This window comes from Streptomyces sp. NPDC088817, assembly GCF_044750345.1.
Classification (GTDB): Bacteria; Actinomycetota; Actinomycetes; order Streptomycetales; family Streptomycetaceae; genus Streptomyces.
Genome location: NZ_JBIVJN010000001.1, coordinates 522,551 through 534,475, shown reverse-complemented (window position 1 = coordinate 534,475; position 11,925 = coordinate 522,551). Strand labels below are relative to the sequence as shown.

General features: G+C 72.3%; 11 protein-coding genes and 1 pseudogene. 4 read left to right on the top strand and 8 right to left on the bottom strand.

The genetic code is table 11. The annotated features are described in order from the left end of the window. Nucleotide 1 precedes the first annotated feature (1 nt). The 5 genes from efeB to ACIP4X_RS02410 all read right to left on the bottom strand — a co-directional run bounded on the left by efeB (nt 2) and on the right by ACIP4X_RS02410 (nt 5,527). Nucleotides 2-1,261 (bottom strand): iron uptake transporter deferrochelatase/peroxidase subunit, encoded by a 1,260-nt coding sequence (gene efeB / locus ACIP4X_RS02430; RefSeq protein WP_358729599.1) that lies wholly within the window; start codon nt 1,259-1,261, stop codon nt 2-4. Nucleotides 1,262-1,278: 17 nt separating this feature from the next. Continuing rightward, complete coding sequence (gene efeO / locus ACIP4X_RS02425; RefSeq protein ID WP_391453331.1) at nt 1,279-2,415, bottom strand: iron uptake system protein EfeO; 1,137 nt, start codon at nt 2,413-2,415, stop codon at nt 1,279-1,281. A 186-nt stretch (nt 2,416-2,601) separates the two neighbouring features. Continuing rightward, nucleotides 2,602-3,426 carry a heme ABC transporter ATP-binding protein gene (locus ACIP4X_RS02420; RefSeq protein WP_358729601.1) on the bottom strand — a complete coding sequence of 275 codons (825 nt, stop codon included), beginning with the start codon at nt 3,424-3,426 and terminating at the stop codon, nt 2,602-2,604. Beyond that, nucleotides 3,423-4,508: a FecCD family ABC transporter permease gene (locus tag ACIP4X_RS02415; RefSeq protein ID WP_401346283.1), complete on the bottom strand. Its 1,086-nt coding sequence runs from the start codon at nt 4,506-4,508 to the stop codon at nt 3,423-3,425. The genes ACIP4X_RS02420 and ACIP4X_RS02415 overlap by 4 nt, the downstream gene beginning before the upstream one ends. 5 nt (nt 4,509-4,513) lie before the next feature. Next, nucleotides 4,514-5,527, bottom strand: coding sequence for a hemin ABC transporter substrate-binding protein (locus ACIP4X_RS02410; RefSeq protein WP_401346281.1), 1,014 nt, complete (start codon nt 5,525-5,527; stop codon nt 4,514-4,516). Between the two features lie 112 nt (nt 5,528-5,639). Here ACIP4X_RS02410 and ACIP4X_RS02405 point away from each other — a divergent pair, with 112 nt between their 5' ends. From ACIP4X_RS02405 to ACIP4X_RS02395, 3 genes are all read left to right on the top strand, one after another. Next, nucleotides 5,640-7,106 carry an HtaA domain-containing protein gene (locus tag ACIP4X_RS02405; RefSeq protein WP_401346279.1) on the top strand — a complete coding sequence of 489 codons (1,467 nt, stop codon included), beginning with the start codon at nt 5,640-5,642 and terminating at the stop codon, nt 7,104-7,106. Nucleotides 7,107-7,231: 125 nt separating this feature from the next. Further along, nucleotides 7,232-8,824: an HtaA domain-containing protein gene (locus ACIP4X_RS02400; protein ID WP_401346277.1), complete on the top strand. Its 1,593-nt coding sequence runs from the start codon at nt 7,232-7,234 to the stop codon at nt 8,822-8,824. A 65-nt stretch (nt 8,825-8,889) separates the two neighbouring features. Then, nucleotides 8,890-9,579: a PhzF family phenazine biosynthesis protein gene (locus tag ACIP4X_RS02395; protein WP_358729606.1), complete on the top strand. Its 690-nt coding sequence runs from the start codon at nt 8,890-8,892 to the stop codon at nt 9,577-9,579. Between the two features lie 37 nt (nt 9,580-9,616). Here ACIP4X_RS02395 and ACIP4X_RS02390 read toward each other — a convergent pair whose 3' ends face one another. Both ACIP4X_RS02390 and map read right to left on the bottom strand, forming a co-directional pair. Then, entirely contained in the window at nt 9,617-10,264 is a 648-nt protein-coding gene (locus ACIP4X_RS02390) for a biliverdin-producing heme oxygenase (RefSeq protein WP_358729607.1), read from the bottom strand. Nucleotides 10,265-10,435: 171 nt separating this feature from the next. Next, nucleotides 10,436-11,293, bottom strand: a complete 858-nt coding sequence (map, locus tag ACIP4X_RS02385) for a type I methionyl aminopeptidase (protein WP_358729608.1) — start codon at nt 11,291-11,293, stop codon at nt 10,436-10,438. A gap of 58 nt (nt 11,294-11,351) precedes the next feature. Here map and ACIP4X_RS02380 point away from each other — a divergent pair, with 58 nt between their 5' ends. After that, entirely contained in the window at nt 11,352-11,582 is a 231-nt protein-coding gene (locus tag ACIP4X_RS02380; RefSeq protein WP_358729609.1) for a hypothetical protein, read from the top strand. Between the two features lie 28 nt (nt 11,583-11,610). On the opposite strand, the pseudogene ACIP4X_RS02375 reads toward ACIP4X_RS02380, so the two are convergent. Beyond that, nucleotides 11,611-11,837, bottom strand: a pseudogene (locus tag ACIP4X_RS02375) (MFS transporter); the annotation flags it as partial. Nucleotides 11,838-11,925: the final 88 nt, after the last annotated feature.

Below are 11,925 nucleotides of genomic sequence, written 5' to 3'. Positions count from 1 at the left end.
GTCACGCCTCCTCGGACAGCAGGGTGCGGCCCCACCAGTCGTGCGGGTCACGCACGCCGGGCGGGATCGCGAAGACCGCCGAACCCACGTGCTGGATGTACTCGTTGAGCGCGTCGTCCGCGGCCAGCTTGCGCTGGAGCGGGATGAACCCGTTGCGCGGGTCGCGCTGGTAGGCCAGGAAGAACAGTCCGGCGTCCAGGCGGCCGAGGCCGTCGGTTCCGTCGGTGAAGGAGTAGCCGCGGCGCAGGATCGTGATCCCGCCGTTGGAGTCGGGGTGCGAGAGCCGTACGTGCGCGGTGGGCTTCATCGCCTTCAGGAACGGCTCGTCGTGCTCCTTCGGCCTGCCGACCGGCGCGCCCTCGCCCTTGTCCCGGCCGAAGATGTCCTCCTGCTCCTGGAGCGGAGTCCGGTCCCAGGTCTCGATGTTCATCCGGATGCGCCGGGCGACGAGGTACGAACCGCCGTGCATCCAGGCGTCGTTCGAGCCGCCGTCCCGGTCGCCGACCCAGACGTGCTCCGTCAGCCGGCCGGTCTCGGTGCCCGCGATGTTGCGGGTGCCGTCCTTGAACCCGAAGAGGTTGCGCGGGGTGTGGGCGTCCGGGGTGGTGGAGGAGGTCTTGCCGAAGCCGAGCTGGGACCAGCGGACGGCGACCTTGCCGAAGCCGATGCGGGCCAGGTTGCGGATCGCGTGCACGGCGACCTGCGGGTCGTCCGCGCAGGCCTGGACGCACAGGTCGCCGCCGGTGCGGGAGCGGTCCAGGTTGTCGCCGGGGAACTTGGGCAGGTCCACCAGGGCGGCCGGCCGCCTGTCCCGCAGTCCGAACCTGTCGAACAGCGACGGCCCGAAGCCGATGGTCAGCGTCAGCCGCGAGGGGTTGAGGCCCAGCGCCTCGCCGGTGTCGTCGGGCGGCGCCTCGGGGAGACCGCCGTACGCGCCCTCACCGACCTCCTTGCCCGCGGTCATCCGGCGTGCGGCGGCCGTCCAGTCCTTCAGCAGCCGTACGAACTCGGCGCGGTCGTCGGTCTTCACGTCGAACGCGGCGAAGTGCAGCCGATCCTGCACGGGGGTGGCGATGCCCGCCTGGTGGGCGCCGTGGAACTCCACCGCGCCGCCCGCGTCCGCGCCGACCGGGTCCAGGTCGGAGCCGGCCTTGGTCATCGCCACCGCGCCGCCCGCCGCGACGGCGCCGAGCGCGATCCCCGCCCCGCCCCAGCCGATCACGGCGCGGCGGGACGGAGTGCTGCCCTGGGTCTCGGTCATCTCCAGCCTCTGCTTCACTACTTCACGACGGCCGCGGCGAGCTTGGACAGCGGCTCGGCGAGCGCGTTCACCGCGTCCGAGAGCTCCTTGCGGTCGTCCTTGCCGACCTTGTCGTAGGAGACGAACTCGTACGACGTCTTGTCCGTGCGGTACTTGTCGAGGAGCGTCTCGAGCGCGGCGAACTGCTTGTCGAGTTCCTTGGCCAGCGCCGGGTCGTTCTTCGAGGCGACCGGCCTGAGGAGTTCGTACGCCTTCTGCGCGCCCTCGACGTTGCCCTTGAAGTCGACCAGGTCGGTGTGGGCGTAGCGGTCCTCCTCGCCGGTGACCTTGCCCTGGGCGACCTCGTCGAGGAGTTCCTTGGCGCCGTTGGCCATGGAGGTCGGGGTGATCTCGGCGGTGCCCACCCGCTTCTGCCAGTCCTCCAGGTCGGTGAGGAGCTGGTCGGCGAGCGCCTTCTCCTCGGCGCCGATCCTGCCGTCCTTCCACAGCGCCTTCTCCAGGCGGTGCCAGCCGGTCCACTCCTGGCCGTCCTCCAGGCCGTCCTCGCGGACGTCGACCTTGGGGTCGATGTCGCCGAAGGACTCCGCGACCGGCTCGGTGCGCTCCCAGCCGAGGCGGGAGATGGCGTACGCCTTCTTGGCGGCCGGCACGTCACCGGCCTTGATCGCCTTCACGAAGGCCTCGACGCGGGGCAGGGTCTCGTCGGCCTGGTCCTGGGCGTACTGGCGGTAGTCGGCGACGGCCTCGTCCAGCTTCGGGTCGCGCTTGGCGACCGAGCCGCCGGTCGCCTTGACCTCCTGGCGGATGCCCTTGCCCTTCATGCCCGGCTTGCAGGCGATGAGGTAGTCGCCGGCCTTCACCTCGGCGGTGACCTTCTGCTTGATACCGGGGCCGATGTTCTCGCGCTCGGCGACGATCCGGTCGTCGGGGAAGAGGAGGTAGACCTCGGTGACCTTCGAGCCCTTGTTCTCGATGGCGAGCTCGACGTGCCCGGCCGGGAACTCCTTCTTCGAGACCTCGCAGGAGTCGTCCTTCGCGGTCACGTCGACCACGCGGTCCGCGTCCTGGGCGCCGCTCTTCTGCGTACAGCCCGTCACGGCGGCCAGCGCGACCGCGGCCGCGGCGGTGATGACGGAGAAGCGGACGGCTCGCACGTGGGCTCCCGGGGTGGCTGGAAGGTGACCTGACACCCCACAACCCTTGGTGAGGCTTGCCTAACTTAACCGAGGCTTACCTGGTTCCCACCCGTGCGGACCGTGATTCCTGTCTCATGATCCGCGTGCGGGAACGAACTGATCGCGAAGGTGTCAACAACGGGCAAAGGGTAGGTCAAGTCGGGGTCAAGGGCTCCGTCTGGGGGTCACCAGGACCGCGCCCGTACGCGGATGCGGCAGCACCTCGACCCGCTGGTCGTAGACCCGGGAGAGCAGCTCCTCGGAGAAGACCTCGGCGGGCGGGCCGTCGGCCACGACACGACCGGCGCACAGGATCGCGACCCGGTGCGCGTACGCCGCGGCCAGTCCCAGATCGTGCAGCACCACGACGACCGCGTCCCCGGCGTGCGCCCTGTCCCGGCACAGCCGCAGCACCATCTCCTGGTGCTTCAGGTCGAGCGCGGCGGTCGGCTCGTCGAGCAGCAGCAGCGGTGTCCGCTGGGCCAGTACCCGGGCGAGCGCGACCCGGGCCCGCTCACCGCCGCTGAGCGCGGGGAACGGGCGCGCCGCGAACGCGGTCACCTCGGTGGCGGCCATCGCCTCGGCCACGATCCGCTCGTCCTCGTCCGGGGACGCCCAGGACGCGTGCGGGGCACGGCCCATCCGCACGACCTCCTCGACGGCGAAGGGGAAGGAGAGCGCCGCCGACTGCGGCAGCACGGCGCGGCGCAGCGCGAGTTCGGGTGCGGACCACTCCTGCGCCGGGCGGCCGTGCACGCGCACCACGCCCGCCGTGGGCGGGAGATCGGCGGCGAGCGCGGCCAACAGGGTCGACTTTCCCGCGCCGTTGGGGCCCACCAGGGCCAGCACCTCCCCGGCGCGGACCGCGACGTCGACGCCGTCGAGCACCTCGCGGGGGCCCCGGCGCACCCGCAGCGCCTCCGTCTCGGCGAGCACGTCCCCGGGACCAGCCGGGGTGGGGGGAACCGGTCGGATCCTCGGCAGTCTCATGCCCAGCCTCCTTGCCTGCGGCGGGTGCGGCGCAGCAGCCAGAAGAAGAACGGGCTGCCGACCAGTGCGGTGAGCACGCCGAGCGGAAGCTCGGCGGGTGCGGCGACGGTGCGGGCGGCCAGGTCCGCGCCGAGCAGGACGAGCGCGCCGAGCAGGGCGCTGCCCGGCACCAGGAAGCGGTGCCCGGGCCCGGCGGCCATCCGCAGCAGATGCGGTACGACCAGACCGACGAAGCCGATGATTCCGGCGACGCTGACGGCCGCCGCGGTCAGCAGGGCGATGACCAGCACCAGCACGACGCGCAGCCGCTCCACGTCCACGCCCAGGTGCCGGGCCGGACCCTCACCGAGCGAGAGCAGGTCCAGACGGCGCGCGTACAGCGGCGCGACGCCCAGTCCGAGCACCGCGCACGGCAGGACGGCCATGACCTTCGGCCAGGTGGCCTGGGAGAGCGAGCCGAGCTGCCAGAAGGCGATCTGGTTGACCGCGGCCGAGTCCGCGAAGAACAGGAACAGGCCGATCAGCGCGCCCGCGAAGGCGTTCACCGCGATCCCGGTGAGGATCAGCGTCACCACCTCGGTGCGGCCGCCCGAGCGTGCCATCGCGTACACCAGCAGGACCGTGCCGAGGCCCGCCGCGAAGGCGACCACCGAAACCGTCCAGGTGCCGAGGAAGTCGAGGCCGAGGGCGATCGCGGCGACCGCGCCGACCGCCGCCCCCGAGGAGACCCCGATGACGCCCGGCTCGGCCAGCGGATTGCCGAACACGCCCTGCATCAGCGCGCCCGCGCAGCCCAGCGAGGCGCCCACGAGCAGGGCCAGCACGATGCGCGGGAAGCGCACGTTCCACAGCACCGACTCCGCGACCCGGTCGAGACCGCCGCCGCCGAGGCCGATCCGGTGCAGCACGGAGGAGAGCACCTCGCCGGTCGGGATCGGGTACGCGCCGGTCCCGGCGGCGACCGGCACCAGCACGAGCAGACCGAGCACCAGACCGCCCGTCAGGAACCAGGCCGTGCCGCGCCGCTTCCGCCCGGCGGGCGCGGGCGGCGCCTGGAGGGGGCGTACGGGCTTGTCGTCCACCGCCGTCACCGGGCACCGCCCGCGTAGAGCTGGTCGACGATCGAGCGCAGCACCTGGGCCGTGCGCGGGCCGTAGTTGAGCAGCACGCCGTCCTCGACGGACACGACCCGGCGTTCCATCCCGGCCGGTGTCTGGGCGATGCCGGGGATCTTCACCAGCCCGTCGAGGCCGCCGACGGATTCGAGGCCCTTGCTCATCACGAGGATCGCGTCCGGAGCCGCCTTCGCCAGCGCCTCGGTGGTGATGGCGGTGAAGTCCTTCGTCAGCCCCGAGTCGGCGCCCGCGTCCACCCCGCCGGCCGCCTCGATGAGCGAGGTCGCACCGGACCGGGCGCCGCCGATCAGATAGACCGAGGCCGAGCCGCGCAGGTACAGGAAGGCGACGCGGGGGTGGTCGGCGTGCGCCGGGATCGCCTCGCGCACGGCGTCGATCCGGTCCTCGGAGCGCGTGGTCAGCTCCCGGCCCGCGGCCGGTACGCCGAGCGCACCGGCGACCGCCTGGATGCGTGTCCCCACGTCGGCGAGACCCGCGGCCGGCTTCACCACGAGCACGGGGACGCCCGCGGCGCGGATCTGGTCCATGGCCTCCACCGGCCCGCTGGTGGTCTCGGCCAGCACCAGGTCCGGGGCGAGGGACAGGACGCTCTCGGCGGACACGTCGTGATTGCGGGTCACCACCGGCAGCTTCGCCGCCTGCTGGAAGGTGGCGGTGATGTCACGGGCGACGACCCGGTCGCCGAGGCCCAGCGTGAACACGATCTCGCTGAGGCTGCCGGACAACGGGACGATCCGGCGCGCCTTCCTGACGGTCACCTCCCTGCCGTCCGCGGAACGGACCGTGACGGGCAGCCGGGGCGAGGGTGTGCCGGCCAGGGGTTCGACACGGTTGTCGACGGCGGCGGCCGCCGTCTTCGCGGCTGATCCCTGGTCCGTGCCGGAGGGTCTTGAACCGGAACAACCGGTAGCGGTCAGGGTGAGGGCGAGCACGGACACCAGTGCTCCCGCCAGTGTTGTGCGCAAGCGTCGCACGGTTTTGTCCGTTCCTTTCGGGGGGTACTGCCAGCATCTGACCGGCACATATTAGGTTAGCCTTACCTTCGCTTGCTACCGGTTGTGGATCGGGAGGTTCCCCATGCCCGCGCGCCTTCGCGCTCTGGTCACCGCGTCGTTCACGGCTCTCGCCGTGCTCGCCGCGGCCCTGTCGGCGGTCCTGCTGCCGGCCACCGCCGCCCACGCCGAGAGCCGCACCGTCCAGGGCGGCCGGCTGGACTGGGGCATCAAGTCCTCCTTCCAGAGCTATGTCACCGGGCCCATAGCCAAGGGGAGTTACTCCCTGACCGGTGGTGCCGCCACCGTCGGCGGCAGCACCTTCCGCTTCCACTCGGCGGCCGGTTCCTACGACGGCGCCACGGGCGCGTTCCGCGCCTCCTTCTTCGGCGGTGTCCGCTTCGTCGGCCATCAGGCGGCGAACGGCGGCTACCAGCTCGGCCTCACCCTCAGCCGGCCCACCGTGAGCATCAACGGCTCCGTCGGCACGCTCTACGTGGACGTCGTCAGCAAGGCGAAGGACACCGGGAGCGTCACGACCTCCGCGCAGGTGCCCTTCGCCACCCTCTCCCTCGGCGGGATCGACATGAGAGGCGGCGGCGACGCCGTCGTCCTCAACAACCTGCCCGCCACCCTCACCACCCAGGGCGCGCGCTCCTTCGCCGGCTACTACACGGCCGGAACCGCGCTGGATCCGGTGAGCCTCGCGGCGGACGTGCGTCCGGCCGCGAAGGCGGCGGCCCCCTCGCCCAAGCCCACGCCCACCCCGCCCAAGTCCGCGCGGAAGAAGACGGCTTCGCACCGGGCGCTCGTGAACGGCGCCGTCGACTGGGGCGTGCGCCGCACCTTCCGCGAGTACGTCACCGGCGACATCGCCCGCGGCAAGTGGACCCTGACCGACGGAGCCCAGGACGGCGGCGCCCTCTTCCGCTTCCCCTCCGGCCGGGGCACGTACGACAAGGGCGCGCTCGACGCCACCTTCAAGGGCGCCGTCCGCTTCACCGGCGCGCACGGCCTCGACCTCGAACTGAGCGCCGTCCGCGTCACCGTCGCCAAGGGCACGGGCACGCTCTACGCCGACGTGACGAGCGACCGCCTGACCGGCACGAAGGTCCCCCTGGTCACCTTCGCGGCCAAGAACCTGACCGCCCGCGACGGCCTGGCGAAGGTGACCGAGGCACCGGCCGAACTGACCGCCCGCGGCGCCAAGGCGTTCGGCGGGATGTACCCGGCGGGCACCGCGATGGACCCGGTGTCCCTGGCCGTGGCCCTCACCGACGACGCCGAACTGCCCGCCCTGCCCGACCTGGGCAGCGCCGCCACCGACACCACCGCGCCCGCCCCCACGACGGCCGCCCCCGCCACCTCGGCCGAGCCGGTCGCGGCCACCGGCGACGACGGCACCCCGGTCCTGCCGGTCGCCCTCGGCGCGGGAGGCGCGCTGGTGCTGGCGCTCGGCGGCGCGGCGCTGTACCGCCGCAGGAACCGTACGACCGCCGCCGTGCCGACCGTGGGTTCCGGCACCGACGAGGAGCGGTCGGGCGGAGCGTGACCCTTCGCGTCCGTCCGGCCCGCTGAGCCAGAGACCTTCACTCCCCATCCCCCACGTCCGATTCCCTTTCCCCTTCCCTTCCCTCCGCCGCCCCACCGGTGGATCCCGTCACGAGGAGAACCGCCATGTCCGCCACCGCCACCCGCGCCCGCAGACGGCCGGTGATGTTCGCCGCCGCCGTGGCCACGGCCACCGTGATGGCAGCCGCCGCCCTGGCCACGGCTCCCGGTGCCGCCGCGGCCTCCGCGCCCCTGGCCGGCTACGAACTGAGCTGGGGCATCAAGGACTCGTACCGGAACTACGTCACCGGCCCCTACACCAAGGGCACGTTCACCGTCAGCGACGGCGCCTCGCAGGCCGACGGCAACGGCGTCTTCACCTTCACCGACGGCCAGGGCACCTACGACAGCACCAACCACACGCTGCACCTGGCCTTCAAGGGCACCCTCGTCTCCGAGTCGCCGGTGCACGGGTTCAAGCGGGTGATGAGCGACTTCCAGTACGACAGCGCCACGGGCATCCTTACCGCCGACCTCACCGCCGACGACGGCCCGACCCAGCAGGACGTGCCGTTCGCCAAGGTCGCGGCGCCGGCCGGCTCGGACATGAGCGGCCTGGCCACCATCCTCACCACCGAGGCCGGCACCTTCCTCGGCGGCTCCAACTACGCGGGCGCGGCGGGCGATCCGCTGTCGGTGGTGAAGAAGCCGGGCACGACGTCGCCGAGCCCGTCGCCCAGCGACCCGGAGACCACCTCGCCCGAGCCGACGTCCTCGCCCACCACGTCGGCCTCGCCGAGCGAGTCGGAGACCGGCACCCCGTCGACGTCCCCGAAGCCCGGTGACTCGGCCTCCCAGAGCGCCGAGCCCACGGCGTCCACCTCGCCGTCCGCCTCCACCGCGCCCGCCCCCTCCAAGGGCGACATCGCCGACGGCAGGCTGACCTGGGGCGTGAAGGACTCCTTCCGCGGCTACGTCGTCGGACCGGTGGCCAAGGGCCGGATCGCGGCGTCGGACGGCGCCTCCCAGGCATCCGGCAACGGCGCCTTCACCTTCGCGGACGCCACCGGCAGCTACGACACCGAGGCCGGCGCCCTGTCCGCCGCGTTCAAGGGCTCGGTGAACTTCAAGGGCCACCAGGGCGAGGGCGAGGGCGGCGGCTACGGCCTCGACCTGACCCTCGACAACGTCAGGGCCTCCCTCGACGGCGGCTCCGGCAAGCTGACCGCCGATGTCACCAGCCTCGGCGAGAAGTCGCCGAACGTGGTCCTGGCCGACCTGAAGGCCGCCTCCGCCAAGCTCACCGCCAAGGGCGACGTCATCACCGTGAACGACGTGACGGCGACACTGACCGGGGCCGGCGCCAAGGCGTTCGGCGGCTTCTACGACAAGGGCACCGCGCTCGACCCGGTGAACCTGTCCGTCGCCCTCACCAAGGGCGCCGAACTGCCGTCCGGCAACGGCACGTCGGGCGGCGGCTCCGGCACGGGCGGCACCGGCACCTCCGGCGGCACGGGCGGCACGGGCGGCACCGGCACGGGGGGTACCGGTTCGACGACCGGCGGCGTCGGCTCCACCACCGGCGGCATCGGCGGCAGCATGGCCGCCACCGGCTCCGACGTCCCGGTGGGCGCCCTGGGCGCGGCCGCCGCGGCGACCGTGGCGGCGGGCGCGGGCGTCCTCTACGCCCTGCGCAGGCGCCGCGACACGGAGGCCTGATCCGCATCGGCGGCGGTACCGTCCCGGTTCGGACGGCACCGCCGCCGCGATGCTTCAATGCCCGGGTGACTGACTACGATGTCCTGCGCGTCTTCTGCGGCCCGCACGGCGGCTACGGCAACGAACTCGGTGTCGTCCGCGACGGCTCGCGCGTCCCCGACCGGGACGACCGCCAGGAACTGGCCGCCAAACTCGGCTTCAGCGAGACGGTGTTCGTCGACGACCCCGAGCGCGGCGTCATCGACATCTTCACGCCCACCCTGCGCCTGCCGTTCGCGGGCCACCCCTGCGTGGGAGTGGCCTGGCTGCTGGACGTACCGGAACTGGTCACCCCCGCCGGGACCGTGGGCACCCGACTGGACGGCGAGTTCACCTGGATCGAGGCCCGCCCGGAGTGGGCCCCGCCGCGCACCCTGCGCCAGTACGCCACCGCCGCCGAGGTCGACGACCTGCCCGTACCGCCGCCCGGCGAGTGGATCTACGCCTGGTCCTGGGAGGACGAGGCCGCCGGCCGCATCCGCGCCCGCGCCTTCCCGGGCCGAATCGATGAGCGCGGCGACAGCCGCTCCAGTGGAGCCGGGGCTTGCACCGGAGGCATCGACGAGGACGAGGCGACAGGCGCGGCGGCCCTACTGCTCACAGCCCAACTGGGCCGTGCCCTGAACATCGTGCAGGGCACGGGTTCACAACTCCTCACGGCCCCCCAGCCGGGCGGCTGGGTCGAGGTCGGCGGCCGAGTGGTCCTGGAGCGCTGAAAGGCACGGTCCACGTCCTGCCGGCCCCCGGCCGCGGTCACGCCGACAGGGGGAACTCCTCGGCCAGGGCGTGGAAGACCGCCGTGTTGAGGGAGAACGCCTTCTTGCACTCGGTCACGATGCGCTGCTTCTCCAGGTCGTCGGCGTCCACGTCGTCCAGGAGTTCGCGGTAACCCCGCTTGAAGGCGGCCGGGTTGGTGATCTCCTCGAAGACGTAGAAGCGGACTCCGTCGCCCTTCTTCGTGAAGCCCCAGGTCTTCTCCGCCTTGTCGCGGATGATCTGGCCGCCGGAGAGGTCGCCGAGGTAGCGGGTGTAGTGGTGGGCAATGTAGCCCGCCGGCCACTGCTCGGCGCACTCGCGCACCCGCTCCGCGTACGCCTCGGTCGCGGGCAGCGCGCTCACCTCCGAGCGCCAGGAGGCGCCGCGCAGATGCTCCAGGTCCCGCTCCAGCGCGGCCAGGCGGAACAGCTCGGGCTGGATGAACGGGCCCGCCACCGGATCCGACGCCAGCCGTTCGGCCCCGTCCTCCAGTGCCGCGTACACGAACCAGAGCTGCTCGGTGTACCGCGCGTACGCGTCCACGCCGAGCCGGCCGCCGAGCAGATCGCTCATGAAGGTGGAGGTCTCCGCCTCCGTGTGCTGCTCGTGGGAGGCGGTGCGGATGAGTGTCGAGAAGGAATCCATGAGGCCATCCTCTAAGGTAAGCCTTGCCTAAGTCAATGGGTTTACCGACACTGTGTCGGGAAAACTCTACGTCGAATTCCGGCCAAGCGGACACTTGGGGGCGTAAGAAAAGGCCCGCCCCCCGAAGGGAGCGGGCCACACGTCGAGGCGGCGGGTGTCGGCGCGGCCGTACTACGGCAGCGTCAGGATCTCCGCCCCCGAGTCCGTCACCACCAGCGTGTGCTCGAACTGGGCGGTGCGCCTGCGGTCCTTCGTGACGACCGTCCAGCCGTCGTCCCAGACGTCGTACTCGTAGGTGCCCAGCGTCAGCATCGGCTCGATCGTGAAGGTCATCCCGGGCTGGATGAGCGTCGTGGCGTGCGGGCTGTCGTAGTGCGGGACGATCAGCCCGGAGTGGAACGACGTGTTGATGCCGTGCCCGGTGAAGTCCCGGACCACGCCGTAGCCGAACCGCTTGGCGTACGACTCGATGACCCGGCCGATGATGTTGATCTGCCGCCCGGGGCGCACCGCCTTGATCGCGCGGTCGAGGGCCTCCCGGGTGCGCTCCACCAGCAGGCGGCTCTCCTCGTCCACGTCACCCACGAGGTACGTCGCGTTGTTGTCCCCGTGCACTCCGCCGATGTACGCCGTCACGTCCAGGTTGACGATGTCGCCGTCCCGCAGCACGGTCGAGTCCGGGATGCCGTGGCAGATGACCTCGTTGACCGAGGAGCACAGCGACTTGGGGAAGCCGCGGTAGCCGAGCGTGGAGGGGTAGGCGCCGTGGTCGCACATGAACTCGTGCGCCACCCGGTCCAGTTCGTCCGTGGTGACGCCGGGCGCGATGTGCCGGGCCGCCTCCTCCATGGCCTGCGCGGCGATCCGCCCGGCGATCCGCATCGCCTCGACGGTCTCCGGCGTCTGCACCTCCGGCCCGGTGTAGGGCTTCGGCGCGGGCCTGCCGACGTACTCGGGGCGGCGGATGTTTCCGGGCACGGAACGGGTCGGGGACAGCTCCCCGGGGACGAGCAACGACTGGCCAGACATGTCGGCGAGTCTATCCGGGGGCGATGGGGGAACATGTCCGTGGCGAGAGGAGCTGGTCATGGCCCTGTTCAAGAAGCGGACCGCCGGTAAGCCGGGCGAGTGGTACTACTGCCTGGAGCACAAGAAGGTCGAGGAGGGGCCCGAGTGCCCCGCCAAGGACCGGTTCGGCCCGTACACCTCCCGCGAGGAGGCCCAGCACGCGATGGACACCGCCCGCGAACGCAACCTCCAGTGGGAGAACGACCCCCGCTGGCACGACGCCCCGACGGGCGGCACCGAGGAGAGCTGAACAGCCCCCGAGGCACCGCTCACGCCGATCACGCGGCCGCGCGCACGGCGCCGGCCGCGCGGTCCGCCCGCATCCGCACCGCGTGCTCGTTCGTCCGCGCGTCGTACCGCATCAGCCCCGGCAGGCACAGCGCCAGCACCCCCACCGCACCCCGCCCGACCACACCGACGCCCGTACGCCCCACCACGCGGCGAAGGAGTCCGAGCGGACCTGCCCGAGCTGCGGACCCACCGAGTAAAAGGTGAGGAAGCTGCCGAAGTTCGAGATCAGGCCCGACACCCACAGCCGCCGGAAGTCGCGCGAGGCGTGCCAGGGGGCGAGGTCGGGGAGCACGGCCCGCAGG